We start from the raw sequence: 25,371 nt of genomic DNA, 5'->3' as shown, positions 1-25,371 counted from the left end.
CAGCCCGATCGTGACCGGCACCGTCACCGGCGCGAACTCGGGATATCAGCCCTACGCCTCGTCGTGCAACAACACGCTGGCGACTACGGTCCCGCAGTTCGCCAACAGCTGCCAGTTCATCACCCGCGCGAGTCAGGCGCACGACCACAACTACTCGGTGTTCGGCAACCTGACCTTCTCGCCCGAGGCGCTGAACGACGTGGTGCACATCACCGCCGGCGGCCGCTGGACCAAGGACGACCGTCACGGCACGCTCTATGTCGTCAACAACGTCGCACAGCCGTTCGCGTTCAAGAACAGCATCAGCCGCTTCGACCCGATGTTCAACATCGCGTTCGACGCCTCGCAGGATATCCACCTCTACGCCAAGTACGCGACCGGCTTCCGCGCCGGCGGTGCGAACGACCGTTCGCAGAGCTTCAACGCCTTCGGCCCCGAATCGGTAAAGTCGTATGAAATCGGCGCGAAGATGGACTTCTGGGAGCATCGGGCGCGCCTGAACGTCGCTGGCTACATCATGGACCGCAGCAACACGCAGTTCGACTTTGATCTGTATGATACCGCCGCGACCAGCCCGACCAACGGCAGCCACATCGAGCAGACGCAGAACGCCGGCAACACCAAGATCCGCGGCGTCGAGGTCGATCTGACCGTGAAGCCGATCCCGGAGCTGACGCTGACCGGCTCCTATGCCTACACCTATTGGAAGGCACCTTCGGCGGTGAACCCGCTGACCGGGGGTCTGCCGCAGCAGCTGTACATCGTCTATACGCCGAACAATGCGGCGTCGGGCGCGATCGACTATGTGAAGCCGGTCAACATCGCCGGTGGCGCGAACATCCGCTTCCACCTCGATGGCAATTATGCGAGCAGCCAGTACAGCTTCCAGCTTGAGCCGGTGAAGACCGACGCCAGCTTCGTCGTGAACGGCCGCATTGCCTTGGCCGACATCATGGTGGGCGAGCGCAACAAGGTGTCGGTCGCGGTCTGGGCACGCAACCTGTTTGACACGACTTACGTCTATCGCCGCTCGGGTGCGAACTCGGTCCCGGTCACCAACTACAACGGCAGCACGCTGGTCTCGACCAACTATAGCGGCGTGCTCGGCGACTATGGCAACCTCAACCCGCCGCGCACCTTCGGCGGCGAGATCAGCGTCAGCTTCTGATCGCCTGACCGCTGGTTCGGGAAGGCCGACGACCGCGAGGTCGTCGGCCTTTCGCGTTCAGCCTGCGCGCAGGTCGATCACGACACGCAAACCCGGCGCGGCGGCCTGGCGCGGATCGGCTGCCATCGCCCGCTACGTGCGCCGCACCGCGCATCTACCGCCACGCCACCAGCTCGCCCAACGTCGTTGCGGAAGGATCGCGTCGATCCTGCGGTCGTGCGTCAGCGGGGTCAGGCCACCTCAGCCCTTGTCGCTGAGCATGTAGCCCACGCCGCGAATCGTCGCGATCGGATCGCCCTCGCCGGGTTGGGTCAGGTGGGTGCGCAGCCGGGTCATGTGCGATTCGACGATATTGGTCTTGGGCGTGAAATCATAATTCCACACCGACTGGTACAGCATCTGCCGGGTGACGACGGTGTTCACGTTGCGGACCAGTTCGCACAGGATGCGGAATTCGATGTTCTGCACCTTCAGCGCGCGGCCGGCGCGCGAGGCGCTGCGTTTCACCTCGTTCACTTCGATATCGCCGGCCCACATCACGCCCGACTTCACCGCGCCCGCACCGCGCCGCAGGATGACGCGAAGCCGCGCGTCGATCTCGGCCGGGGCGGCGGGTTTGACGAGATAATCGTCCGCCCCCGCCTCCAGCGCGATCAGCCGGTGTTCGAGATCGTCGAGCGCGGACACCATGACGATCGGCAGATCGATGCCGCGGTCGCGCAGCAACGCGGTAACCGCGACCCCGTCGACGAACGGCAGCGTGCACTCGAGCAGGATCGCGTCGAAACGCGAATCGGTCGCCTGAGCGAGTGCGGCGCGGCCATCGGGTGCGATCTCGCAGTCGTGGCCGAGCTCGCCGAGATCGCCGGCGAGCTGCTTGGCGGCGGCGCTGTCGTCCTCGCCGATCAGAAGACGCATCCTATCTACTCCACGCAAGGACTTCGGCAGCGCGCTTGCCAGCATGTCGATGCCAAATCGCGTGAAATCTGCGTCATGTTAGCAACGCTTTCGAAAACTGGCGATGCCGCTAAAGCTGGCGAGTATGGAAGACGAAGATGTGATGCGCGAACGCGTGCGGCGGTTCAGCCGGATCGGACTGGCCGCCCTGCTCGCCCTGCTCGGCCTGTGGATCGCGGGCGCGTTCGTGCCCGCTCTGGTATGGGCGGTGGTGATCGCGGTAGCGATCGATCCGTTGCGCCAGCGCGCTGTGGCGCGCTGGCCCGGCGCCCGCGCGCGGACGTGGCTCGCCGCGATCGGCACAACCGCGCTCGGCCTGCTGGTGGTGATCCCGCTGATCCTGTGCATTGCCGAAGCCGCGCGCGAGGCGCACGAGGTCGCCATCTGGATCACGCTTGCGCAGAGGCAGGGCGTGCCGGTGCCGGATTGGGTCGCGCATTTGCCGTTCGGATCGCATGCGGTCGCCAACTGGTGGCAGGAGAATCTCTCCACGCCCGAACGCGCCACGCTGCAATGGCAGCATCTGCGCGGCGCGGAGTGGCTGGCGCGCACGCGGCTGATCGGCAGCAACGTACTGCACCGCGCGGTAATCTTCGGCTTCACCTTGCTCACCCTGTTCTTCCTGCTGCGCGACCGCGACGCGATCCTCGCGCAGTGCCGCCACGCGAGCGACCGCATGCTGGGGCCGCCGGGCGAACGCGTCGCCTCGCTCGCCGCGCTGTCGATCCGCGGCACGATCGACGGGCTGGTGCTGGTCGGCATCGGCGAGGGTGCGGTGATGGCGGTGGTCTATCTCGTGCTCGGCGTGCCGCATTCGCTGTTGCTCGGCGCGCTGACCGCGGTGGCGGCGATGATCCCGTTCGGCGCCGCGCTGATGTTCGCGATCGCGGCGCTGCTGCTGCTGGCCAAGTCGGCACTCGCGGGGGCGATCGCTGTGGTGGTGATCGGCCTTGTCGTCGTTGGCATCGCCGACCATTTCGTCCGCCCGATCCTGATCGGCGGCGCCACCCGCCTGCCCTTCCTGTGGGTGCTGATCGGCATCCTCGGCGGAGTCGAGACGTTCGGGCTGCTCGGCCTGTTCGTCGGACCGGCGACGATGGCGGTGCTGATCATGCTGTGGCGCGATTTCATCGGCGAACCGGCGGTGGAGGCACCCGGAACGCCTTAGGCTCCGGGTCCTGTTCGTCACCCCAGCGCAAGCTGGGGTCTCTCGCGGCGATCGTTACGCCAGCCCCGAAAAAGTCCCAGCGTGCGCTGGGATGACGGAGGTCGATGCGTCAGCGCGGGTGCGCGGCGCGGCGCAGCCGGTCGTTGATCGCGGTGCCGACCCCCTCGCCCGGCACCGGCGCGACCGCGATGCGTGTCTTGCCGCTCGCGTCGGCGGCATGGAGCAGATCGAACAGCCGCGCCGCCGCTTCCTTGACGTCGCCCGAGGGTGACAGCGATGCATCGCCGAATATCGGGCCGAAGCCGATCATCCACTCGTCGGGCTCGGCATGGATCGCGTTGATGCGCAACGGCTTGGACGGCGCGTAATGCGAGACGAGCTGGCCCGGCGCCTCGATCCGCGTCTCGAACCCGCCGAGACCCGGATCGAACCGCTCCACGCCGGGGATCGCCTGCCAATGCTCGTCCGCACCCTGCTGGATCGTCGCGAGCAGCGCGTTGACGCCGACGGGACCGTGGCGCAGCACGCGCGTCGCATTGTCGACCTCACGGACGATGGTCGATTCCACACCCTGTTCGCACGGGCCATCGTCGAGGATCAACGGGATGCGCCCGCCCAGACTCGCCAGCACATGCTCCGCCCGGGTCGGGCTGATCGCGCCGCTGCGGTTGGCCGAGGGCGCGGCGAGCGGGTGGCCCGACGCTTCGATCAGCGCACGCATCGCACGGTGTGCCGGCACGCGGATCGCGATCGTATCGAGCCCGGCGGTGGTGATCGCCGCGATCCCTGCGCCCGCGCGGCGCGGCACCACCAGCGTGAGCGGTCCGGGCCAGAACATCTCCGCCAGCGCCTCTGCCCGCCGGTCGAACTCGCCGAGACGGTGCGCCATGTGCATGTCGAGAACGTGGACGATCAGCGGATTGAACGCGGGGCGCCCCTTGGCGGCGTAGATTTCCGCAACCGCGGCGGGTTGGGTCGCATCGGCGGCGAGCCCGTACACCGTTTCCGTCGCCACCGCGACCACCTGGCCGGACTTGATAAGCGCCGCCGCCTCGGCGATGGCGGCGTCGCCGAAGGGCAGGATCCGGGTGCTGTCGATCGGGCCGGGAGCGTTCATTGCGACGCAACCTAGCATGTTGCGCTGCAATAGATAAGAGGGCCACATGACCACCTTTGATCTCTCCGCCTATCTCGACCGTATCCGCCTCGCCGGGCCCGAGCGTGCCGACGCGGACGCCCTCGCCGCAGTCCAGCGCGCACACCGACTGGCGATCCCGTTCGAAAACCTCGATGTGATGCTCGGCCGCGCGATCGCCATCGACAGCGGCGCGGTGTTCGCCAAGCTGGTGACGGCGCGGCGCGGCGGCTATTGCTTCGAACACAACCGGCTGTTCCTCGATGCGCTCGCCGCGCTCGGCTTCGTCGCGCGGCCGCAGCTTGCGCGCGTGTGGCTCGGCGCGACCGAGGTGCCGCCGCTGACCCACGCGATCAGCATCGTCTCGCTGGGCGACACCGAGTGGATCGCCGACGCCGGGTTCGGCGGCAGCTACACCCCGCCGATGCCGCTGGTCGATGGCGCGGAAGCCGATGCCCCGGATGGCGCACGCTTCCGCCTGACGCACGAGGATGCGCGCGGCTGGGTGGTGTGGCGCGCGGGCGACGCGGCTACCACCGACGGGCGCGGCGGCGGCGAAGGGTTTCAGCCGCAATACAGCTTCGTGCCCGCGCTGGCCTATGACGCCGATCTGGCGATGGGTAATCTGTGGGCATCGACCGCGCCGGGCAGCCGCTTCCGTACCACAAACGTGGTCAGCATCGTACTGCCCAAAGGGTTCGCCTCGCTCACCGACCGCGCGTATCGCCGCCGCTCAGGCAGCGAGACGACCGAGGCGGAGATCACCGACCCGCGCGTCTATCGGCTGCGGCTGAGCATGTTGTTCGGGATCGACCTCTCGGCCGAGGACGTGGCGCGGCTGGGCCTGTTCCCGGGCTGACCGCCCTCGCCTGTCTCCGTCGAGGGTAAGCTCAGGCCTCGCTACGCTCCAGCAGGTCCGCCGCGTCCAGCCCGAGCAGCCGGATGTGATCGCGGATGCGCGGCCAGCTTTCGCTGAGGAACAACGTCCGCTCCGCCGCGCGCAGTTTCTCCGCCGCGCCCGGCAGCACGAACATGCCGACACCGCGCCGCACCTCGACATAGCCGTCGTCCTGGAACGTCTGATACGCCTTGGCGACGGTCAGCGGATTGGCGCCATGCTGTGCGGCAAGCGCGCGGACCGAGGGAAGCTGATCGCCCGCGCGATAGTCGCCGCGCAGGATCGCCGCGGCGATGGTGCCGCGCAACCGGATATAAACCGGGCTGTCGTCGTTGCTGAGCGCTGTCATGCCACCCTAATACAGCAACCGGGCTGGCCGTCCAGTGTTCAGCCTGCCCATTGCGAGACCACGGCGCTCAGTTCGGGACGGGGCCGCTCGTCGAGCAGACGCTCGGGCGTTCCGAGGAACATGAAGCCGGCGATTCGCTCCGGCGCCGAACCGAACGCATCGCGCACCGTGTCCGAAAACGCCGGCCAGCCGGTCAACCACCCGCCGACGAAGCCGAGCGCATGCGCGGCGGTGAGCAGGTTCATGCAAGCCGCCCCCGCCGACAGCTCCTGTTCCCACAACGGGATTTTGCTGGTCGGATGCGGCGACGACAGCACCACCACCAGCGCGGGCGCCTGATGCGCGAACTGAACGAGCGAGTCGATCTCGACCTTGGTCGCCTGCGGGCGCTCGGCGCGATAGGCGTCGGTGATGACTTCGGCGAGGCGCGCGCGCGTGTCGTCGCCTACCACTACGAACCGCCAGGGCGCGAGCTTGCCGTGATCGGGGGTGCGCGCGGCGATGGAGAGGATGGTCTCCATCTGCTCGGGCGAAGGTCCGGGGGCGATCATGTCGCGCGGCTTGCCCGAACGGCGGGTGGCGAGCAGCGCGAGCGGCGAACTGGTGTCGTTGAACATGGACGGCGATGTAGCGTGTGGCCTCGCGTATTTACAGGCCCGCGATTGCCGCTAGTTTCATCCGCTACAAAACGCCCCGCGCAAAGCCGGGTCGAGGGATTTTGGGAGCGAATACAAAATGGTGGACACCCCGACCGCGGACAGCCCGCGAGAGCCGGACATCACCCATGTCAATCCGGCCGCCGGCGAGACTTGGTTCGGCCACCCGCGCCAGCTCGCCCGGCTGTTCACCACCGAGATGTGGGAGCGGTTCGGCTATTACGGCATGCGCGCGCTGCTCACGCTGTATCTCACCAAGCATTTCGTGTTCGGCGATCGCGCCGCGACCGGCCTCTACGGCGGCTATACCGCGCTCGTGTACCTCACCCCGCTGATCGGCGGCTATCTGGCGGACCAGTATCTCGGCGCGAAACGCGCGGTGAAGTTCGGCGCGCTGCTGATGGCGGTCGGCTATTTCGTGCTGTGCTTCGGCGGCCCGGCGGCAACGCCCTATGCGGTGATCGACGGCACGCGCCATTCGGTCGAGATCACCACCGTGAACGGCGCGGAGGCACGCTATGTCGTGGACGGCGCGCAACGGCTCAGGATCAAGGGCAATGACGACGGCACGGTGTCGCTGCTCGGGCAGGACGGCGCAGTCGCGCAGACCGTCGCGAAAGGGCATTTCATGTCGGACGGCGAGCGCAGCCCGTTCTACATCGCGGTGCTGCTGATCGCGCTGTCGATGGTGTCGGTCGGCAACGGCTTCTTCAAACCCAACATCTCGACCATGGTCGGCGAACTCTACGCACAGGGCGACCGACGCCGCGATTCGGGGTTCACGATCTTCTACATGGGCATCAACCTCGGCTCGCTCGGCTCGCAGTTGCTGTGTCCGTGGCTGGCCGATGCGGTCGGCTGGTGGGCGGGGTTCGGGCTCGCCGCGGTCGGCATGCTGTTTTCGTGGACGCTGATCCAGTTCGATGGCGGCAAGCTCGGCGGCTATGGCGAGCCGCCCGCCGGCATCGCAGCGGGGACCGCCAAGGATCGCGCGCTCGGCATCTACGCCGCCGCGCTGATCGGCATTCCGCTATTCTACCTCTTGTTCGTCAATCTGATGAACATGGCCCCGCCCGAGCCGGGTTCGGGCTTCATCGGCTATGTCGCGTCGCTGTCGCTGATGGGCAAATTGCTGTTCGGCACCTTCCTGGTCGGCGTGCCGGCGATCCTGATCTGGTCGTTCTTCGCGGGTTCAAGGCAGGAGTTCCAGATGATGCTGGCGGCGATGGTGCTCGTCACCTTCAACGTGATTTTCTGGACCTTGTTCGAACAGGCGGGCTCCTCGCTCACCTTGTTCGCGGATCGCAATACCCAGCCCGATCTGTGGGGCATCCCGATCTCGGCGGGGCAGACGCAGTTCTTTAACGCCTTCTTCATCGTCACTTTGGCACCGGTGATGAGCTGGCTGTGGACGGCGCTTGCCAAGCGCGGGCTGGAGCCGTCGATCCCGGTCAAGTTCGGCATCGCGCTGATCGGCGTAGGGCTCGGCTTCCTGCTGCTGGTGTGGGGCACGGCCTATGTCGGGCCGGACTATAAGGTGGCGATGATCTGGCTTGCCGGGCTGTACCTCGTTCATTCGGTGGCGGAGCTGTGCATCTCGCCGGTCGGGCTGTCGATGATCACCAAACTGTCGATCGCGCGCGTGGTCGGGCTGATGATGGGCGTGTGGTTCCTGTCGATCTCGGTCGCGCAGTACGTCGCGGGCGTGGTCGCGCAGTTCGCCAGCGTGGAGACGGTCGGCGGCGAAGTGACCAACCTCAAGGTCAGCCTCGACACCTATGTCGGCGTGTTCGTGACGATCTCCGAGGTCGCGATCGTGCTGGGCGTGGTGCTGCTCGCGCTGTCGTGGCCGCTCAAGACGTGGATGCACGGGGTGAAGTAACGCCCCACTCGCGCTCCGATCGCGGCGGCGCTATCAGGGCGGTCATCCACCTTGGAGCGACGCATGGCACGCAAATATTTCGGCACCGACGGCATCCGTGGCCTCACCAACAAGGCTCCGATGACGGCGGCGATGGCGATGCAGGTCGGCATGGCGGCGGGCGCGCACTTCCGACGCGGCGACCATCGCCACCGCGTCGTGATCGGCAAGGACACCCGCCTGTCGGGCTATATGCTCGAAAACGCGATGGTTGCCGGGTTCACGTCCGTGGGCATGGACGTCGTGCTGGTCGGGCCGATGCCGACGCCGGCCGTCGCGATGCTGACGCACGAGATGCGCGCCGATCTCGGCGTCATGATTTCGGCCAGCCACAATCCCTATCAGGACAACGGCATCAAGCTGTTCGGCCCGAACGGCTACAAATTGTCCGATGCCGACGAACTCGCGATCGAGGCGCTGATCGACGGCGAGGTGCCGCTCGCCGCGCCCGAGGAGATCGGCCGCGCGCGGCGCGTCGAGGATGCGCGCGGGCGCTACATCCACGCGGCCAAGCTGACCTTCCCGGCCGGGCTGACGCTCGACGGGCTCAAGATCGTGGTCGATTGCGCGAACGGCGCCGCCTATCAGGTCGCGCCCTCCGCCTTGTGGGAACTGGGTGCCGAGGTGATCGCGATCGGGGTGACGCCCAACGGCAAGAACATCAACGACGGGGTCGGCTCGACCGCACCGCAGGTGCTGTGCGAGACGGTGGTGGCGAGCGGAGCCCACATCGGCATCGCGCTCGACGGCGATGCCGACCGGCTGATCGTGGTGGACGAGAACGGCAAGGTGATCGACGGCGACCAGTTGATGGCGACGATCGCGAGCGGCTGGGCGCGCGCCGGGCGGCTCAAGCAGGGTGGGCTGGTCGCGACGGTGATGTCGAACCTCGGGCTGGAGCGGCATCTCGCCACGCAGGGCATCAAGCTGGTGCGCACCAGCGTCGGCGATCGCTACGTGCTCGAGGCGATGCGCGCGCAGGGGTATAACGTCGGCGGCGAACAGTCGGGGCACATCATCCTCGCCGATTACGCCACCACCGGCGACGGACTGGTCGCGGCGTTGCAGATCCTCGCCGAACTGGTGCGTTCGGGCATGCCAGCGAGCGAACTGCTCCACCGCTTCGATCCGCTCCCGCAGTTGCTCAAGAACGTGCGCTTCGCCGGCGGCAAGCCGCTGGAGGCGGAGAGCGTGAAGGCGGTGATCGCCGAGGCCGAGGCGGAACTGGTCGGCAAGGGCCGGCTCGTCATCCGCCCCTCGGGCACCGAGCCGGTGATCCGGGTGATGGCCGAGGGCGACGATTCCGCGCAGGTGGAGCACGTGGTCGACCGGATCTGCGACGCGGTGCGCGCGGCGGCGGCGTAACGTCGACGCGGCCTGCCCCGCCCCACCACAAACGTCACCCTGGCGAAAGCTGGGGTCTTCTCGGGGCGAGCGGGACCGCGCCACACGGAGAGAGCCCAGCTTTCGCTGGAGTGACGAGAGTTGGAAGGTAGAAGAATGCTCGAAATGCGCCCCGATTGCGAACGCTGCGGCGTCGACCTGCCCGCGAACGCCTCCGGCGCGTTCATCTGCTCGTTCGAGTGCACCTATTGCGCCGAATGCGCGGAGGATCTCGACGATCGCTGCCCGACCTGCGGCGGCGAGCTGATGGACCGGCCCGCGCGGGTCGGCAAGGCGCTCGCCGGCAATCCGGGTTCGAGCGTGCGCCGCTTCAAGGGGCATGCGTGACGACACCGCGCATCCTCGTCATCGCCGGGTCGGATTCGGGCGGCGGCGCAGGCATTCAGGCCGATATCAAGACGGTGACGATGCTCGGCGGCCACGCGATGACCGCGATCACCGCGATCACCGCGCAGAACACGCTCGGCGTGGCGGCGGTGATGCCGGTGCCGGCCGACATGGTGGCGGCGCAGATCGAAGCATGCGTGTCGGATATCGGTGTGGACGCGGTGAAGATCGGCATGATCGGCTCGGCCGCGACGGCGCATGCGGTGGCCGATGCGCTCACCTCTTTGTGTTTCCGCGAAGGCGGAAACCTAGGCTGGGCTCCCGCCTTCGCGGGAGCACATGATACGCTGCCGATCGTAGTCGATCCGGTTATGGTTGCCACTAGCGGCGCTACGCTCGCGGATGCCGAAACGGTCGCGGCGTTCGAACGGCTGATGCGGCTCGCGACGGTGGTGACGCCCAACCTGCCCGAACTAGCGGCCCTCTCCTCCGTTCGTGCTGAGCCTGTCGAAGCACGGGCCGCGAGCGCAGCGCTTGAGACAAGCTCAGGGCGAACGGTGGATGAGGCGGTAAGCTTGGCATTGGCGATGGGAACGACCATCCTCGTTAAAGGCGGTCACGCCAAGGGCGATATGCTGACCGACCGCCTCGTCGGCCCCGACGGCGAGATCGCGCGTTGGGAAAGTCCGCGCATCGCCACGCGCCATACGCATGGCACCGGCTGCACGCTCGCCTCGGCGATCGCGACCGAACTCGCGCGCGGCACGCCCCTGCTCCACGCGATCGAGCGCGCGCGCATCTTCGTGCGGCTGGCGATGCTCGGCGCGCCGGGGCTTGGCGGCGCACACGGGCCGATGGGGCAGCAGACCGTGCGGCTCGATGCGCCGCCCGCGCCGACGCCCAACCAGATCACGCTGCCGCTCGCCGATTTCGCCGCGAGCGCCACCTTCTACGAAGCGCTTGGCCTCACCCGCATCGTCGATGCCGCCCCTCGCTACGCACGGTTCGAAAGCGCAGGCGGCGTCACGCTGTCGATCGAGGCGGCCGACGAGATGCCGCACGGGCCGATGCTCTATCTCGAATGCGGCGATCTCGACGCCGCCGTCGCCGCGCTACGCGCGACCGGCGCGACCGTCGCCGATCCGGTCGACCAACGCTGGGGCTGGCGCGAGGCGCGCACGCGCGACCCCGTCGGCAATGCGATCTGTCTCTATCAGGCTGGCGAGACACGACGATTTCCGGCATGGCGGATCGCCTGATGCCGACCCTCAAACACGAAAAACTCTGCCTCGCGCCCGTCGCGGGCGTGGACGAAGCCGGGCGCGGTCCGCTCGCCGGGCCGGTGGTCGCCGCCGCCGTCATCCTGCCCGCCAAGGGCATCCCGCGCGGCATCGACGATTCGAAGAAGCTCCCCGCCGCCGAGCGTGCGCGGCTGCACGACCGGCTGCGCGGCTGCGCGCATGTCGGCGTCGGCATCGTCGAGGCCGAGGAGATCGACACGCTCAACATCTACTGGGCGACGATGAAGGCGATGACGCTTGCGGTCGAGGCGCTCGGCTGCGCGCCGGGGCACGTATTGGTCGACGGCAACCGCTTGCCGCGCTGGGGCCACACCGCCACGGCGATCGTGTCGGGCGATGCGATCAGCCTGTCGATCGCCGCCGCCTCGATCATCGCCAAGCACACCCGCGACACGATCATGCTCGCGCATCACGAGGCGCATCCGCATTACGGCTGGATCACCAACAAGGGCTATGGCGCGCCCGAACACCTGCGGGCGTTGCGCGAACACGGCCCCTCGCCGCTCCACCGCCGCAGCTTCGCACCGGTCGCGGCATTTTTTCGCGAGGCCGAGTCGAAAACGCCACACCCAAGCGCTGGGGCCTGTGGATAACTCAGGACTCAACATCTTGGTCCAGTCCTGAAATGTTCCGCCGCGTTAACGCTTTAGCAGGGTTTCTCGTTAACCAATGTTCGCTTGACGCGAGTCCCACGATCCGCAGGAAGGTGCGGAATTGAACACGGGGGTACGGGCATGGGGGTTCTGGAGAAGGTTAAGACGCGCGGGGCCGCGCCCGTCGCGCTGGAGGCGGTTGAGCTGCCGCTCGACCGGATCATCCAGCAGGATTGCATCACCGCGATGCGCGCGCTGCCGGCGGCAAGCGTCGACATGATCTTCGCCGATCCGCCCTATAATCTGCAGCTCGGCGGCGATCTGTCGCGGCCCGACGGCAGCCATGTCGATGCCGTGACGGACGAGTGGGACAAGTTCGACAGCCTGTCCGCCTATGACAGCTTCACCCGCGCATGGCTGGCCGAGGCACGCCGCATCCTCAAGCCGAACGGCTCGATCTGGGTGATCGGCAGCTATCACAACATCTTCAAGGTCGGCTCGGCGATCCAGGATCTCGGCTACTGGATCCTCAACGACATCGTGTGGCGCAAGTCGAACCCGATGCCCAACTTCAAGGGCACCCGCTTCACCAACGCGCATGAGACTTTGATCTGGGCGTCAATGGGCGAGAAGGCGCGCTACACGTTCAACTATCGCAGCATGAAGACGCTCAACGACGAGCTTCAGATGCGCAGCGACTGGGAATTCCCGGTGTGCGGCGGTCAGGAGCGGCTCAAGAAGGACGGCGTCAAGGTCCACCCGACCCAGAAGCCCGAGGCGCTGATCTACCGTATCCTGCTAGCCTGCACCAAGAAGGGCGACGTGGTGCTCGATCCGTTCTTCGGCACCGGCACGACCGGCGCGGTGGCGAAACGGCTGGGCCGGCACTGGATCGGCATCGAGCGCGAGGATGCCTATGTCGCCGCCGCGCAAGCGCGGATCGACGCCGCGCTGCCGCTCGACGAATCCGCGCTGACGACGATGCAGAGCCCCAAGGCCGCTCCCAAGGTGGCGTTCGGCGTGCTGGTCGAGAACGGCTATCTCACCCCCGGCGTCGTCCTGTCGGACGCCAAGCGCAAACACCGCGCTTTGGTCCGCGCCGATGGCAGCCTGGAGAGCGCGTGCGGCACGCATCTCGGCTCGATCCACAAGGTCGGCTCGGCGGTGCAGGGCGCGCCGGCGTGCAACGGCTGGACCTTCTGGCACATCGAGACGCCGGCCGGCCTCGCGCCGATCGATACGCTGCGCCAGACGTATCTGCTGGCGACGCAGCCTTGATATGTCGCTGATCCGCTTTAATCAGTTGCTGATTGCTGGGGGTTTGGAACCACGACAGGTCCGGCTATTGCGCCATGAAACAAGGCGGCATGGGCTTACGCCCTATGCGCTGTGGCGCGACGATGAAGACAGGTTCAACGATTATCAGCGCCTACAGAAGCGCGTCCGCCAAGCGTACTTCTCGTCACCCTATTGGGCGTCGTTCGTGGTCACGCCCGACGCCAAAACGCTTTTCGTAGGGTGTTATGGTGTTGGTCCGGGAAGCCCGGCACCGTGCGACTGGATCGATCCCATCGCTGGCCGCGACCCAGCGCGATTTGCCGAGTACGACCTTTATCAGCTTCAGCCGCTGATGGAATTCCAATCGTTGGCGGGTCGGTTGGTTGTGGACTGGGGGGCGGGCACCCGAAGTTGGGCACAACGCGCGGATCTTCAGAACAAATCGGTAACAGAATTGCGCGAGCAGTTCGTCGAGCCACCGTTCCCCGGCTTTGCAGCGTTCATTGCACAACTTTCCGATTTGTCGTCGCTGCCGGTGGGGTGGCGCGTTGCCCTGTCTCAGGTTCGTGGTGTTTACCTGCTGACCTGCCCACGAACACAGGAACAATATGTCGGCTCCGCAACAGGTGCGGACGGTTTCTGGGGGCGTTGGTCAGCCTATGTTGCAGACGGGCATGGTGGAAACGCGGCTTTACGCATTCGAGAACCGGCTAATTATCGGGTCAGCATTCTTCAAGTCGCCGGTTCTGCCGATGCTGCTGGAGCAATCCTGATGATGGAATCCCTCTGGAAAGCTAAGTTGCAAAGCCGCGAAATGGGATTGAACAAAAACTGATGCCCCTCCACCTCCGCCCCACCCAGTTCGTCGACACCCCCGTCATACATCCGGACGGCAGCGTCGCGCGGCTGGCGGGCGGGATGCTGTGGTTCGCCGCCTATGAGGTGATCGAGGGCCGCGCGCGCAGCACGATCCCGGTCGCGGAGGTGGCGGGGCTCGGTGCGCACGCCGCCGCGATCCACGCGCGCATCATCGCCCCCCGCCCCGCGCTTACCATAGGCGAGCGCACATTGCGCTTCGATCAGCCGCTGGTGGCGGGCATCCTCAACGTAACACCCGACAGTTTTTCGGACGGAGGCACGCTCCAGGACGACCCCGAGGCGGCCGCCGCTGCCGGGGTGGCGATGGCAGCGGCGGGCGCGGCGTTGATCGATGTCGGCGGCGAATCGACCCGTCCCGGCGCGCCGCTGGTCTGGGAGGGCGATGAAGCGAAGCGCGTCGCGCCGGTGATCGAGCGGCTGCTGCGCGCGGGTACGCTCGTCTCGGTCGATACGCGCAAGGGTGCGGTGATGGAGGCGGCGCTTGCGCTTGGAGATGTGATCGTCAACGACGTGTCGGCGCTGCTGTGGGATGATCGCGCGGCGGGCATCGTCGCGCGCGCGGGCGCGCCGGTGATCCTGATGCACTCGCCCGACCCCAAGCGCGGCCCACACGGCGGCTACGGCTATGCCGACGTGTTGACCGAGGTGTACGACTGGCTTGAAGCGCGGATCGAGGCGGCCGTGGCGGCAGGGATCGAGCGGGCGCGGATCATGGTCGATCCCGGTATCGGCTTCGGCAAATCGCTCGCTGACAATCTCGCGCTTATCAACGGCGTTGCGCTGTTTCACGGCCTCGGTTGCCCGATCATGCTCGGAGTCAGCCGCAAGCGGTTGATCGGTGCGCTGTCGGGCGAAGCGCCGGTGAGCGAGCGGCTCGGCGGCTCGGTCGCGCTGGCGGTGAAGGGCGCGGAGGCCGGCGTGCAGATGCTGCGTGTGCATGATGTGGCCGAGACGGTGCAGGCGCTGCGGGTGTGGCGGGGCTTGCGCGACCGGGCACTGGTGGGGTGATGGCCAGCGCCGGCGGCGAAGCCGCCGTCGGACGGGCTTGCTCGCGCAACCCGCCGGCCGGCCTGGGCGCTTCGCTACGCGAACCGGCGCGAACGTGGTCGCGCCTGCGCCTCAGGCTGCATTATCAATCCCCAACTCACCCAGCTTGCGGTACAAGGTCGAGCGCCCGATCCCCAGTCGACGCGCCACCTCTGTCATGCGCCCGCGGTAATGGCCGATCGCGAGGCGGATCACGTCGGCTTCGATTTCCTCCAGCGCGCGCAGATTGCCATCGGCGTGGAACAGGGTGACCCCGCCCGAGGTCGCCATCGGCGTCGGCCCCGGCACGCTGTGGCGTTGCGCGCTCAAGGCGGCGATCTGCGGGAAGTCGTTCGAGGTCAGCGCTGCGCCGTCGCACAGCACGGCGGCACGGAACAGCGCGTTCTGAAGCTGGCGGACATTGCCCGGCCAGTCGTATTTGCCGAGCAGCGCGAGCGCCTCGTCGGTGATCCCGAGCGGCCGCAGCCCTGGTTGCTGCGCGATCCGCGCGAGCAGGTGACGCGCCAAGGCCGGAATATCGCCCTGCCGCTCGCGCAAGGGCGGGATCGTCACCTGCACCACGTTGAGCCGATAATAGAGATCCTCGCGGAACCGCCCCGCCTCGACCTCATCGATCAGCGTCTTGTTGGTCGCCGCGATCACGCGCACGTCGACCTCACGGGCATGGCGCGCGCCGATCGGCTGGATGTCGCCCGATTGCAGCACGCGCAGCAGCTTGACCTGCGCCTCGAGCGGCATCTCGCCGACTTCGTCGAGGAACAAGGTGCCGCCGTCAGCCTCCTGAAACCGGCCGATCTTGCGCTCGAACGCGCCGGTGAACGCGCCCTTCTCGTGCCCGAACAGCTCGCTTTCGACCAGATTGGCCGGGATCGCGCCGCAGTTCACCGTAATCATCGGCTTCTTGCCGCGCGGGGATGCAGCGTGGACCGCTTCCGCCACCACTTCCTTGCCGACGCCGCTCTCGCCCTCCAGCAGCACCGGCACGCGCGCGCGCGCCGCCTTGGCGGCGATCGCGAGCGCGGCACGGAAGTCTGGAGCGGAGCCGACGATCTCGTCGAAGGCGAGCAATGCGGGGATCTTTTCGGTGAGCGGACGCAGTTCGCCCGCCGCCTTGCCCGCCACCGCCGCGTCGAGCGCGCCGAGCAGCCGTTCGGGCGCGAGCGGCTTGACGAGGAAGTCGGTCGCCCCCGCGCGCATCGCCGACACGGCCTGCGCGACCGAGCCGTTGGCGGTCAGCAGCAGCAGCGGCAGCGCCGGACGGCGCGTGCGCAGTTCCTCGATCAGCGCGGTCGGATCGGCATCGGGGGTCCAGTGATCGAGCAGGATCGCGTCGAGCTGCATTCCATCCTGCGTGCCCAGCGTGGCGATCGCCATCTCGCCATCGGCGGCGAAGATCGCGCGCCAGCCACGCCGTGCCGCGATCGCCGCGACAAGGCGGCGCTGCGCCGGCTCGTCGTCGATCAGCATCAGCAGGCGTTGCCCGTTACGCGTCATCCCTACACCCCAAGAACCCGTTGGAGCGCCTGTCTTACGGCAAGAGGGTAAAAGCGCCCTTAAGCGCCTCATCGCGGGACTTGAGGGACAGGCACGGACCCGCTAAGCGAGGGTGAATAAAGCATGGGGAGATGCAGGCATGGCCGAAGACGGCGACATCAAGGTCCACGAAGCGACCTATAGCAAGGTGCTCGGCCTGTTGAAATACGGGGCGGTGGCGTGCTTCCTGCTCGCGTTCGTCGTCGTCTATTTCGCGCTCGCGCCGGCCAGCAAGTAATTCATCGGTGAAGATCGCCATCCTTCGGGAGAGCGCTCCGGGTGAGCGCCGCGTTGCCGCGACTGCGGAGACCGTCAAGAAATTCATCGCGCTCGGCGCCGAGGTCGCGGTCGAGGCAGGTGCCGGCCTCAGCGCCGCGATCGCCGATGCCGATTATGCCGCCGCCGGCGCGACCGTCGCGGATCGCGCGGGCGTGCTGGCCGGTGCGGGCATCGTGCTCGGCGTGCAGGCGCCGGATCCGGGGTCGCTTGGCGGAGTCGCGCCGGGCGCGTGGGTCGCGGCGGCGTTCAACCCGTTCGGAGAGCGCGCGCGCGTCGACGGCTATGCCGCCGCGGGCCTCGAGGCGCTGGCGATGGAGTTCATGCCGCGCATCACGCGTGCGCAGTCGATGGACATCCTCTCCTCGCAATCCAACCTGTCCGGCTACAAGGCTGTGCTCGATGCGGCGGCGGAATATGGCCGCGCCTTTCCGATGATGATGACGGCGGCGGGCACGGTTTCGGCGGCGCGGGTGTTCGTGATGGGGGTCGGCGTGGCTGGCCTCCAGGCGATCGCCACCGCGCGGCGGCTCGGCGCGCAGGTCTCGGCGACCGACGTGCGCTCGGCCACCAGGGAACAGATCCTCTCGCTCGGCGCAAAGCCGATCTTCGTGGAGAATGTCGCAGGCATCGAGGGCGAGGGCTCGGGCGGCTATGCCGGTGAGATGAGCGACGAATACAAGGCCGCGCAGGCGGAACTGGTATCGTCGCACATCGCCAAGCAGGACATCGTCATCACGACCGCGCTGATCCCCGGCCGCCCTGCCCCGCGCCTGATTTCGGCGGCCCAGGTCGCGAGCATGAAGCCCGGATCGGTGATCGTCGACCTCGCAGTCGAACAGGGCGGCAACGTCGAGGGTGCGGTCGCGGGCGAAGTGGTCGAGATCGGCGGCGTGAAAATCGTCGGCCACCGCAACGTGCCGAGCCGGCTGGCAGCGGATGCCTCGGCGCTGTTCTCGCGCAACCTGTTCAACTTCCTCAGCGCGTTCTGGGACAAGGACGCAGGCGCGCCGGTGCTCGATGCCGAGATCGGCGACGCGGTGCGGCTGACCAAGGCTGGTCAGGTCGTGAACCCCAGATTGCTCGGTTGAGCGACAGGAGCGAACCCATGGACTTCATCTCGATCCTGTCGATCTTCGTCATGGCCTGTTTCGTCGGCTATTACGTCGTCTGGTCGGTCACGCCCGCGCTGCATACGCCGCTGATGGCGGTGACGAACGCAATTTCGTCGGTCATCATCGTTGGCGCGCTGATCGCCGCCGCCGCCGCCGGGATCGGCGCGGGGGGCGCCGTGTCCAAGCTGCTGGGACTGATCGCGGTGGTGCTGGCGAGCGTCAACATCTTCGGCGGCTTCGCGGTCACCGCGCGGATGCTCGCGATGTACAAGAAGAAAGAGCGGCCGGCGGCCGCGAAACACTAAGGCCCGTCACCCCGGCGAAGCTGGGGTCTCGTGCGGCTCTTGTCCGTGTGAGCAACGGGAGATGCCAGCGTGCGCTGGCATGACGATCTGGGGGTAGGACAAACGATGGAACAGCTGGCGGTAAATCCCTGGGCGGCGCTTGCCTATCTCGTCGCGGGCGTGTGCTTCATTCTCGCTTTGCGTGGACTGTCGTCCCCTGCCACGTCGCAGCGCGGCAACCGCATGGGCATCATCGGCATGGCCATCGCGGTGGTGACGACGCTGATCGTCCACTTTCCGCTCGTCCCGGTCGGGATACTCCCCGGCGGCGTTCCGGTGTTCGCGCTCGATACCGTGACGGCGGTCGAGATCCTCGTCGCGATCGCGATCGGCGCCGGCATCGGCATCCTCACCGCGCGGCGGATCGCGATGACGGACATGCCGCAGCTCGTCGCCGCCTTCCACTCGCTGGTCGGCCTGGCGGCGGTGCTGGTGGCGGCAGCGGCGTTCCTCAATCCACTCGCCTTCGGCATCGCCGACCGGGTGATCCCGCTGATCGGCCAGCCGTTCCTCGCCATCCACCAGGTCAGCCGCATCGAGATGGGGCTTGGCGTCGCGATCGGCGCGATCACCTTCTCTGGCAGCGTGATCGCGTTCCTCAAACTCAACGGCAACATGGGCGGCGCGCCGATCCTGCTGCCGGCGCGTCACATCATCAACCTCACCGTGCTGGCGGCGATCCTCGGACTGATCGCCTATTTCACGCAGGACCAGAGCGCGTGGGTGTTCTGGACGATCACCGTTCTGTCGTTCGCGATCGGCTTCCTGCTGATCGTGCCGATCGGGGGCGCGGACATGCCGGTGGTGGTGTCGATGCTCAACAGCTATTCGGGCTGGGCGGCAGCGGCGATGGGGTTCACGCTGCACAACAGCGCGATGATCATCACCGGGGCGCTGGTCGGCTCGTCGGGCGCGATCCTGTCGTACATCATGTGCAAGGCGATGAACCGCAGCTTCATTAGCGTGATCTCGGGCGGCTTCGGCGCGGCGACCGCATCAGAAGGCGGCGCCGCCAAGACCGACCGGCCGTGGAAGCGCGGCTCGGCCGAGGATGCCGCATTCCTGATGCAACAGGCCGAACAGGTCATCATCGTGCCCGGCTACGGCATGGCGGTCGCGCAGGCGCAGCACGCGCTTCGCGAGATGGGCGACAAGCTCAAGGAACACGGCGTGCGCGTGAAATATGCGATCCACCCGGTCGCGGGGCGCATGCCCGGGCACATGAACGTGCTGCTTGCCGAGGCGAACGTGCCCTATGACGAGGTGTTCGAACTGGAGGATATCAACTCGGAATTCGCGCAGACCGACGTCGCCTTCGTGATCGGCGCGAATGACGTCACCAATCCGGCGGCGAAGACCGACAAGACCTCACCGATCTACGGCATGCCCGTTCTGGATGTCGAAAAGGCCAAGACGGTGCTGTTCATCAAGCGATCCATGGGCGGCGTGGGCTATGCCGGCGTCGACAACGACGTTTTCTATATGGACAACACGATGATGCTGCTCGCCGACGCCAAGAAGATGGTCGAGGAAATCGTCAAGTCACTCGATTGAAGTCTCTGTCGTAACATTTGAAACGAAACATCGCGAATCGCCAGTAATGCTACGGCTGGCGATCATGCCTCGTCTTGACGCGCTTCAACAAAGGTACAGGATTGGCCACGTTTAATCCTCCGCGCTGGCGCTAATTTTGGAGCGATTTCGCGGCGCAGCAAACATCAACACCGAAATTATCGTTAACAAGTCCATAATGGAGGCTTCCCACCTGCTCCATTCTGGATAAATGCGTAGTTTGTACATGGGGAAAAAGCAGGGAAGCCGAGATGAACAGGTGGGAAGGATGGGAGAGTGCGCGGCCGCCGGCCGCTGCGGCAGCCGCTTTGGTGATCGCCGATCATGACGGCGCCGAAGCCGCTGCCGCGATCGACGCGACCGGCGCGCGGATGTTGGGGCGGGTCGGCTGGGCGGGGGCGGCGGCGCGACTGGAAACGCAGGGGCCGCTGCAACTGATCGCGCTCGACTGCGAAGGCGCGGACGAGGGCGCACTGGCCGCCGCGCTGCCGCACGTCGATCTGTTCGCCCGCGAGAACGAGGCACGGCTGGTCGTCGCGCTCGCCTCCTCGCAGGTCGATCTCGTCGCCGCTAATATGTTCGGGCCGCACGTCGAGCTGTTGTGCGCGCCGTCGCTTGCCGAGCGGGTCGGTGCCTATGCGCTGTCGCTCTCGCACGACGGACGCGAGCGGTTTTCCGATTCGGCGCGCGATGTCGAGGCGGTGCGGTTGCGCCGCCTCAACGAGGAGATTGCGCGTATCGCCGAGACGCTCGCCCGGCTCAGCCGCACCGACGCGGAGGAGTCTCCGCGTGGCCGCATCGCCGATCGCACGGCCGGATACACCGCCCAGCCGCTCGCCACCGCAAGCGACACGCCGCCGGTCGCGCCGCGCGAGGTGCGAGCCGCGATCCGCGCGCGGCGGCTGCGCGACCAGTATTTCGATGCCGGACTGTTCGAGGATCCGGCATGGGACATCCTGCTCGACCTGTTCGCGGCCGAACTGGAGCGCGCGCAGGTCTCGGTGTCGAGCCTGTGCATCGCCGCCGCCGTCGCGCCGACCACCGCCTTGCGCTGGATTGCCAAGATGACCGAAGCCGGCATGCTGGTGCGCGTACCCGATCCGTTCGACCGGCGGCGCGCGTTCATGGAATTGTCGTCCGGGGCGAGCGATGCGATGCGCGGCTATCTCGGTGCGGTGAAACGCGCCGGGCTGCCGGTGGGGTAAGATCCCCGCGCCTGCGTCGGGCCGGTAGAGCCGGTTACCGTCTCGATCACATGCCCATTTGCGGCTAAGGTCTCCGCGCTGCGGCGGAGACCACCGGTATGGACGAGTCGACCCTTTTCACGATCGTACTGCCCGCCATGATCGCGGCCGTGTTCCTGATCTCGGGCGCGCTGTTGTTCTGGATCTTCCGCGCGCAACGCCGCCGGCTGGCAGTGCCGCCGACGATCGGCGCGGACGGCGCCACCAGTTTTCCGGTGCGCGCGATCCACACGCGTGCTGGCGTTTTCGGCGGAGCGTCCAGCAACAGCATCAATCCGGAGTTCGCGGTCGGTCCCGCCGGCATTGACCTGCGTGCGCTGCGCCGTCGCCATCTCGACTTCAGCGATATCGAGCATGCCGACGCGCGCCGCACGATGACCGGCGAAGCGCTCGTGCTGCGGGTGCGCGGCGGGCGCGTGTTCGTGATGCGCTTCGGCGATGCCGATTACGTCCGCCGCATCCTGCGCCTGCTGCCCGGCACCATCCCGATCACCGAGGACGCCGCGATGCTGCGTGACGGCTCCACCGCTGCGGCCACGCCCGGGTTGCGCCGCTACGGCGGGCCGCTCGCCTGATATTCCAGGCGCGTACCGGGATCGACGTCGTGGGTTGAACTATATCCCACGATATACAATAAGCCCCGCCAACGCCCGAAACGGGCAAGCGGCACGCCGCTACGAAAAGGGGTTTTCGTGACATATCCGGTTCTGCGCGCGGCCATCGCGACGCTTCTCGCCTGCACGCCGTTCGTGGCGCATGCCGCCGATGCACCACCTGCCCCCGCCGCCGAGCCGTCAGCGGATCAGCCGGGTGATGCCGACATCCTCGTCACCGCCCGCCGCCGCGCGGAAGATCCGCAGAGCATCCCCGGCGCGCTCTCTGTGGTGGGCGGGGCGCTGCTCGACCGGTCGTACACGGTCAACACGCAGGGGTTGTCGGTGCTGGTGCCGTCGCTCAACTACAGTTCGGCGAACCCGCGCAACACCGCCTTCACCATTCGTGGCCTGGGGTCGAGCGTGGTCGCGGTCAGCCAGGCGAACGACGGGCTCGAACCCGGGGTCGGCTATTACGTCGATCAGGTCTATCACGCGCGCCCCGCCACCGCCGCATTCGACTTCAGCGACATCGACCATGTCGAGGTTCTGCGCGGCCCGCAGGGGACGTTGTTCGGCAAGAACAGCACGGCAGGCGCGATCAGCATTTCCACGCGGGCACCGACGTTCACCCCTGAAGCGTATGAAGAGGTGTCGGTCGGCAGCCGCGACTACGTGCAGGCCAAGGCGGCCGCATCGGGCGCGCTGATCGGCGATACGGTGGCCGGGCGCATCTCGGCGGTGGTCACGCGGCGCGATGGCGTTATCCAGAATACCCGCACGGGTGCCGACCAGAACACGCTCGGCAGTCAGGCCGTGCGCGGGCAGTTGCTCATCAAGCCCACGCAAGCGTTTCAGCTCCGCCTCACCGCCGATTTCAGCAATTTCGAGAGCGATTGCTGCACGCAGGTCTATCTGCGCGTCGCCCCGACCTTGAAGGCGGCGACGCGGCAATATGCCTATCTCGCCGCGCATCTCCCCGGCGGCGCATACACGCCCGCCAGCTTCAACCCCTATGATCGCGTGACCGATATCGACGCGGCGGTCGGCACCAACACCAACGAGGGCGGCGTGTCGGCGGTGGCGGACTGGAACGTCGGGCCGGTAACGCTCACCTCGGTCAGCGCGTGGCGGTTCTGGAACTGGGATGCGGCGAACGACCGCGACTATACCGGCATTCCGATCCAGACCAGCCAGCACATCCCGTCGCGGCAGGACCAGTATAGCCAGGAGTTGCGCTTCGCCTCGAACGGCACCGGCGCGATCAGCTATGTCGGCGGGCTCTACTTCTTCCGCCAGCGCGTGATCGGGCGGCCGATCTCGATTTACGGGCCGCTCGCGACCTACTGGCTGCTCGGCGGGCCGTCGGCGGCGCTGCCGGGCAATCTGCTCGACGGTTACGGCTCGGACGGGCGGACCGACTTCCAGTCGAACAGCTATGCCGCATTCGGCGAGGTCAACTGGCGGCCGGCGGCCGGGCTGACGCTGACCGGGGGCCTGCGCTACACCTACGAGGACAAGACGGGCAGCTACGATACCTACACCTTCGGCGGCCCGACCGGGCTTACGCAGGCGCAGATCAACAGCCAGCTTTCGATCCTGCGCGGGCAGACCTACAGCGCCAAGGTCGACGGCGGCAGCCTGACCGGGCGCGCCAACGTCTCCTATGATTTTACCTCGGGCGTACTCGGCTATGCGAGCTTCGCGCGCGGAGCGAAATCGGGCGGGATCAACATGTCGGGCCTGCCGCTCGACAACAACAATTTGCCCGCGCTTTCGAAGGCGGTGGTCAAGCCCGAGACCAACACCGCTTATGAGGTCGGCCTCAAGACGCGGCTGTTCGACCGGCGGCTGATCTTCAACATCGACGGTTTCTACACGCGCGTCACCGATTTTCAGGCGAACGTGACCGATACCGGCGCGGCGGTCGCTTTGCGCACCTATCTCGCCAACATCCCCAAGGTGACAGTGCGCGGGTTCGAGGCGGACGCGACCGCGATCATCACGACCGGCTTCTCGCTGCGCGGATCCGTCGCCTATGCCGACGGCAAGTACGATTCCTACCCCAACGGCCCCTGCCCGATCGAGCAGATCGGCACCGCCACCACCGTCTGCAACCTGTCGGGCAAGCCGCTGTCGAGCCTGCCGAAATGGACCGTCTCGGCGGGCGGCGACTATACGTTGCCGGTGCCCGCGCTGCACGGCGACTTCATTCTCCACGCCGATTCGGTGTCGCGCACCAAGCAGTACGGCGACCCGACCGACTCCGCCTACACGCTCATCAAGGGCTATACTTTGGTCAACGCCAGCCTCGGCTATCGCAACAAGGCCGGCTGGGAAGTGGACGTGTTCGCGCGCAACCTGTTCGACGCGAACTACATCCAGAACGTGACCATTCAGGCCGGCAATTCGGGGCTGATCCTCGGTACGCCGAGCGACCCACGCACGATCGGCGTGACCTTCCGCGCGCGGCAGTAGCGCCCGCCGTTCGTGCCGAGTAGCGACCGAGTAGGCGAAGCCATATCGAGGGCGCGTATCGAGGCACAGGTCGCGTGCGATCACGCGTCCCTCGACACGCCACCTCGATACGCCCTCACGGGCTACTCGGCGGCTACTCGGGACGAACGGGGTAGAAAGATCACGCCCAAGGCGGCGTCGCCAGCGCCTTGGCGAGGTAGTCGATCAGCACCTGCACCCGGAGCGGCCGCAGCGGCGACGGCGGCATCAGCAGGTGGAGCGCGAGCGGGGCGACCGTCCATCCGGGCATCGCCAGCTCGAGCCGCCCGGCCGCGATGTCGCGCCACACCAGGAACTCGGGTTGCAGCGCCAGCCCCTGCCCGGCGAGCAACGCCGGCCCAAGCATGTCGACATTGTCGGTCCACACGCGCACCGGCGGCTCGACCACCTCCTCGCCGAAGCGCGGATGCGTGAAGCGCCACACCCCGCGCGTGCCGCTGCCGGTATAGGCGAGCGCGCGGTGCGCGGCGAGTTCGGCCGGATGCGTCGGCCGTCCCCGCGCGTCGAGATAGCCGGGCGAGGCGACCAGCAGGATGCGCACCGCGCACAGCCGCCGTGCGAGCAGCGACGAATCCTCCAGCCGCGCGATCCGCAAGGCGAGATCGAACCCGTCCGCGACCAGATCGACCCGCCGGTCGCTCAACGCGAGATCGAGCGTCACGTCGGGATAGGCGTCGAGGAACGGCGGCAGCGCATCGCCGAGATAGCTGATCCCGAACGACAGCGGCGCGCTCATCCGCACGACCCCGCGCGGTGCTGCGGATTGCTCGGTCGCCTCGTCCTCCACCGCCTCGCCCTCGGCAAGGATGCGCGCGGCGCGCACCAACGCGGCGCGACCGCCGTCGGTCAGCGACAAGCGACGCGAGGTGCGCGCGATCAGCGCGACACCGAGCCGGGCCTCGAGACGGCCGATCGCCTTGGACACGGTCGGGTTCGACAGGCCGAGCGCCTGCGCGGCACCGGCGAACGAACCACATTCGGCGACTTTGGCGAAGATCGCCCACGCTTCGAGATCGGGGAGACGACGTGTCATTTTCGGCAATGATACAATGCCATCATTGCTCTTTCGTCAAGTGGCGATCAGCCGCATCTTCAA

Annotated in this window: 24 protein-coding genes (1 of these 24 running past the window's edge); 18 read left to right on the top strand and 6 right to left on the bottom strand. The window is 67.2% G+C overall.

Translation table 11 applies throughout. From position 1 onward, the window contains the following. A protein-coding gene (locus AC3ANX_RS05820) for a TonB-dependent receptor (protein ID WP_488336076.1) crosses the window boundary here: on the top strand, positions 1–1,168 show its end. The gene continues 1,388 nt to the left of window position 1, outside the view; 1,168 of the gene's 2,556 nt are visible here — the last part of the coding sequence; the start codon falls outside the window, past its left edge; the stop codon is at positions 1,166–1,168. A gap of 240 nt (positions 1,169–1,408) precedes the next feature. On the opposite strand, the gene AC3ANX_RS05815 is transcribed toward AC3ANX_RS05820, so the two are convergent. Further along, entirely contained in the window at positions 1,409–2,086 is a 678-nt protein-coding gene (locus AC3ANX_RS05815) for a response regulator transcription factor (protein WP_488336075.1), read from the bottom strand. 124 nt (positions 2,087–2,210) lie between these two features. Between AC3ANX_RS05815 and AC3ANX_RS05810 the strand changes: the two genes are divergently transcribed. Further along, entirely contained in the window at positions 2,211–3,293 is a 1,083-nt protein-coding gene (locus tag AC3ANX_RS05810; RefSeq protein WP_488336074.1) for an AI-2E family transporter, read from the top strand. A 109-nt stretch (positions 3,294–3,402) separates the two neighbouring features. Here the strand turns inward: AC3ANX_RS05810 and AC3ANX_RS05805 are convergent, their stop codons facing one another. Beyond that, a complete protein-coding gene (locus tag AC3ANX_RS05805; protein WP_488336073.1) occupies positions 3,403–4,410 on the bottom strand; it encodes an L-threonylcarbamoyladenylate synthase in 1,008 nt (335 codons plus the stop codon). Between the two features lie 46 nt (positions 4,411–4,456). Here AC3ANX_RS05805 and AC3ANX_RS05800 point away from each other — a divergent pair, with 46 nt between their 5' ends. Next, the gene (locus tag AC3ANX_RS05800) at positions 4,457–5,287 is read left to right on the top strand and encodes an arylamine N-acetyltransferase family protein (protein ID WP_488336072.1); all 831 of its coding nucleotides are present in this window, start codon (positions 4,457–4,459) and stop codon (positions 5,285–5,287) included. 31 nt (positions 5,288–5,318) lie between these two features. Here the strand turns inward: AC3ANX_RS05800 and AC3ANX_RS05795 are convergent, their stop codons facing one another. Both AC3ANX_RS05795 and AC3ANX_RS05790 read right to left on the bottom strand, forming a co-directional pair. After that, positions 5,319–5,675, bottom strand: coding sequence for a GntR family transcriptional regulator (locus tag AC3ANX_RS05795; RefSeq protein WP_488336071.1), 357 nt, complete (start codon positions 5,673–5,675; stop codon positions 5,319–5,321). A gap of 38 nt (positions 5,676–5,713) precedes the next feature. After that, positions 5,714–6,292 (bottom strand): nitroreductase family protein, encoded by a 579-nt coding sequence (locus AC3ANX_RS05790; protein WP_488336070.1) that lies wholly within the window; start codon positions 6,290–6,292, stop codon positions 5,714–5,716. A 118-nt stretch (positions 6,293–6,410) separates the two neighbouring features. On the opposite strand from AC3ANX_RS05790, the gene AC3ANX_RS05785 reads away from it, so the two are divergent. The 8 genes from AC3ANX_RS05785 (at position 6,411) to folP (ending at position 15,042) form a co-directional block, all read left to right on the top strand. Next, positions 6,411–8,213, top strand: coding sequence for a peptide MFS transporter (locus tag AC3ANX_RS05785; RefSeq protein WP_488336069.1), 1,803 nt, complete (start codon positions 6,411–6,413; stop codon positions 8,211–8,213). A 63-nt stretch (positions 8,214–8,276) separates the two neighbouring features. Then, positions 8,277–9,617 (top strand): phosphoglucosamine mutase, encoded by a 1,341-nt coding sequence (gene glmM / locus AC3ANX_RS05780; RefSeq protein WP_488336068.1) that lies wholly within the window; start codon positions 8,277–8,279, stop codon positions 9,615–9,617. Between the two features lie 135 nt (positions 9,618–9,752). Continuing rightward, complete coding sequence (locus AC3ANX_RS05775; RefSeq protein ID WP_488336067.1) at positions 9,753–9,983, top strand: DUF1272 domain-containing protein; 231 nt, start codon at positions 9,753–9,755, stop codon at positions 9,981–9,983. Next, the gene (locus AC3ANX_RS05770; RefSeq protein WP_488336066.1) at positions 9,980–11,242 is read left to right on the top strand and encodes a bifunctional hydroxymethylpyrimidine kinase/phosphomethylpyrimidine kinase; all 1,263 of its coding nucleotides are present in this window, start codon (positions 9,980–9,982) and stop codon (positions 11,240–11,242) included. The genes AC3ANX_RS05775 and AC3ANX_RS05770 overlap by 4 nt, the downstream gene beginning before the upstream one ends. Further along, a complete protein-coding gene (gene rnhB / locus AC3ANX_RS05765) occupies positions 11,242–11,877 on the top strand; it encodes a ribonuclease HII (RefSeq protein ID WP_488336065.1) in 636 nt (211 codons plus the stop codon). The genes AC3ANX_RS05770 and rnhB overlap by 1 nt, the downstream gene beginning before the upstream one ends. Positions 11,878–12,018: 141 nt before the next feature. Beyond that, positions 12,019–13,155 (top strand): DNA methyltransferase, encoded by a 1,137-nt coding sequence (locus AC3ANX_RS05760; RefSeq protein WP_488336064.1) that lies wholly within the window; start codon positions 12,019–12,021, stop codon positions 13,153–13,155. Position 13,156: 1 nt separating this feature from the next. Next, positions 13,157–13,990, top strand: coding sequence for a GIY-YIG nuclease family protein (locus AC3ANX_RS05755; protein WP_488336063.1), 834 nt, complete (start codon positions 13,157–13,159; stop codon positions 13,988–13,990). Continuing rightward, a complete protein-coding gene (gene folP / locus AC3ANX_RS05750; RefSeq protein ID WP_488336062.1) occupies positions 13,990–15,042 on the top strand; it encodes a dihydropteroate synthase in 1,053 nt (350 codons plus the stop codon). The genes AC3ANX_RS05755 and folP overlap by 1 nt, the downstream gene beginning before the upstream one ends. A 111-nt stretch (positions 15,043–15,153) precedes the next feature. Here the strand turns inward: folP and AC3ANX_RS05745 are convergent, their stop codons facing one another. After that, complete coding sequence (locus tag AC3ANX_RS05745; RefSeq protein WP_488336061.1) at positions 15,154–16,575, bottom strand: sigma-54-dependent transcriptional regulator; 1,422 nt, start codon at positions 16,573–16,575, stop codon at positions 15,154–15,156. A gap of 139 nt (positions 16,576–16,714) precedes the next feature. Here AC3ANX_RS05745 and AC3ANX_RS05740 point away from each other — a divergent pair, with 139 nt between their 5' ends. From AC3ANX_RS05740 to AC3ANX_RS05710, 7 genes are all read left to right on the top strand, one after another. Continuing rightward, on the top strand, positions 16,715–16,852 hold the full coding sequence (locus AC3ANX_RS05740) for an aa3-type cytochrome c oxidase subunit IV (RefSeq protein WP_488336060.1): 138 nt from the start codon (positions 16,715–16,717) through the stop codon (positions 16,850–16,852). A gap of 7 nt (positions 16,853–16,859) precedes the next feature. Beyond that, positions 16,860–17,981 carry an NAD(P) transhydrogenase subunit alpha gene (locus AC3ANX_RS05735; RefSeq protein ID WP_488336059.1) on the top strand — a complete coding sequence of 374 codons (1,122 nt, stop codon included), beginning with the start codon at positions 16,860–16,862 and terminating at the stop codon, positions 17,979–17,981. Between the two features lie 17 nt (positions 17,982–17,998). After that, on the top strand, positions 17,999–18,310 hold the full coding sequence (locus AC3ANX_RS05730) for an NAD(P) transhydrogenase subunit alpha part 2 (protein ID WP_488336058.1): 312 nt from the start codon (positions 17,999–18,001) through the stop codon (positions 18,308–18,310). Positions 18,311–18,415: 105 nt separating this feature from the next. After that, a complete protein-coding gene (locus AC3ANX_RS05725; RefSeq protein ID WP_488336057.1) occupies positions 18,416–19,903 on the top strand; it encodes an NAD(P)(+) transhydrogenase (Re/Si-specific) subunit beta in 1,488 nt (495 codons plus the stop codon). Between the two features lie 269 nt (positions 19,904–20,172). Continuing rightward, positions 20,173–21,126 (top strand): hypothetical protein, encoded by a 954-nt coding sequence (locus AC3ANX_RS05720; RefSeq protein ID WP_488336056.1) that lies wholly within the window; start codon positions 20,173–20,175, stop codon positions 21,124–21,126. A gap of 98 nt (positions 21,127–21,224) precedes the next feature. After that, positions 21,225–21,740, top strand: coding sequence for a hypothetical protein (locus AC3ANX_RS05715; protein WP_488336055.1), 516 nt, complete (start codon positions 21,225–21,227; stop codon positions 21,738–21,740). Positions 21,741–21,857: 117 nt separating this feature from the next. Beyond that, positions 21,858–24,236, top strand: a complete 2,379-nt coding sequence (locus AC3ANX_RS05710) for a TonB-dependent receptor (protein ID WP_488336054.1) — start codon at positions 21,858–21,860, stop codon at positions 24,234–24,236. Positions 24,237–24,396: 160 nt separating this feature from the next. Here the strand turns inward: AC3ANX_RS05710 and AC3ANX_RS05705 are convergent, their stop codons facing one another. Then, positions 24,397–25,308 (bottom strand): LysR family transcriptional regulator, encoded by a 912-nt coding sequence (locus AC3ANX_RS05705; RefSeq protein ID WP_488336053.1) that lies wholly within the window; start codon positions 25,306–25,308, stop codon positions 24,397–24,399. Positions 25,309–25,371: the final 63 nt, after the last annotated feature.

It is taken from the genome of Sphingomonas sp. BRN-1R, from assembly GCF_057748035.1.
Note: the sequence above shows the minus strand (reverse complement) of the source record. Positions and strands in the feature narration are given on the sequence as shown.

What these genes read in the sequence shown, in the direction of transcription:
- AC3ANX_RS05790 (WP_488336070.1), bottom strand. Translation starts at nt 6,292, where the DNA reads ATGTTCAACGACACCAGTTCGCCGCTCGCGCTGCTCGCCACCCGCCGT.
- AC3ANX_RS05775 (WP_488336067.1), top strand. Translation starts at nt 9,753, where the DNA reads ATGCTCGAAATGCGCCCCGATTGCGAACGCTGCGGCGTCGACCTGCCC.
- AC3ANX_RS05760 (WP_488336064.1), top strand. Translation starts at nt 12,019, where the DNA reads ATGGGGGTTCTGGAGAAGGTTAAGACGCGCGGGGCCGCGCCCGTCGCG.
- AC3ANX_RS05795 (WP_488336071.1), bottom strand. Translation starts at nt 5,675, where the DNA reads ATGACAGCGCTCAGCAACGACGACAGCCCGGTTTATATCCGGTTGCGC.
- AC3ANX_RS05810 (WP_488336074.1), top strand. Translation starts at nt 2,211, where the DNA reads ATGGAAGACGAAGATGTGATGCGCGAACGCGTGCGGCGGTTCAGCCGG.
- AC3ANX_RS05725 (WP_488336057.1), top strand. Translation starts at nt 18,416, where the DNA reads ATGGAACAGCTGGCGGTAAATCCCTGGGCGGCGCTTGCCTATCTCGTC.
- AC3ANX_RS05705 (WP_488336053.1), bottom strand. Translation starts at nt 25,308, where the DNA reads ATGACACGTCGTCTCCCCGATCTCGAAGCGTGGGCGATCTTCGCCAAA.
- rnhB (WP_488336065.1), top strand. Translation starts at nt 11,242, where the DNA reads ATGCCGACCCTCAAACACGAAAAACTCTGCCTCGCGCCCGTCGCGGGC.
- AC3ANX_RS05805 (WP_488336073.1), bottom strand. Translation starts at nt 4,410, where the DNA reads ATGAACGCTCCCGGCCCGATCGACAGCACCCGGATCCTGCCCTTCGGC.
- glmM (WP_488336068.1), top strand. Translation starts at nt 8,277, where the DNA reads ATGGCACGCAAATATTTCGGCACCGACGGCATCCGTGGCCTCACCAAC.
- AC3ANX_RS05745 (WP_488336061.1), bottom strand. Translation starts at nt 16,575, where the DNA reads ATGACGCGTAACGGGCAACGCCTGCTGATGCTGATCGACGACGAGCCG.
- AC3ANX_RS05740 (WP_488336060.1), top strand. Translation starts at nt 16,715, where the DNA reads ATGGCCGAAGACGGCGACATCAAGGTCCACGAAGCGACCTATAGCAAG.
- AC3ANX_RS05715 (WP_488336055.1), top strand. Translation starts at nt 21,225, where the DNA reads ATGGACGAGTCGACCCTTTTCACGATCGTACTGCCCGCCATGATCGCG.
- AC3ANX_RS05800 (WP_488336072.1), top strand. Translation starts at nt 4,457, where the DNA reads ATGACCACCTTTGATCTCTCCGCCTATCTCGACCGTATCCGCCTCGCC.
- AC3ANX_RS05730 (WP_488336058.1), top strand. Translation starts at nt 17,999, where the DNA reads ATGGACTTCATCTCGATCCTGTCGATCTTCGTCATGGCCTGTTTCGTC.
- folP (WP_488336062.1), top strand. Translation starts at nt 13,990, where the DNA reads ATGCCCCTCCACCTCCGCCCCACCCAGTTCGTCGACACCCCCGTCATA.
- AC3ANX_RS05755 (WP_488336063.1), top strand. Translation starts at nt 13,157, where the DNA reads ATGTCGCTGATCCGCTTTAATCAGTTGCTGATTGCTGGGGGTTTGGAA.
- AC3ANX_RS05720 (WP_488336056.1), top strand. Translation starts at nt 20,173, where the DNA reads ATGAACAGGTGGGAAGGATGGGAGAGTGCGCGGCCGCCGGCCGCTGCG.
- AC3ANX_RS05815 (WP_488336075.1), bottom strand. Translation starts at nt 2,086, where the DNA reads ATGCGTCTTCTGATCGGCGAGGACGACAGCGCCGCCGCCAAGCAGCTC.
- AC3ANX_RS05785 (WP_488336069.1), top strand. Translation starts at nt 6,411, where the DNA reads ATGGTGGACACCCCGACCGCGGACAGCCCGCGAGAGCCGGACATCACC.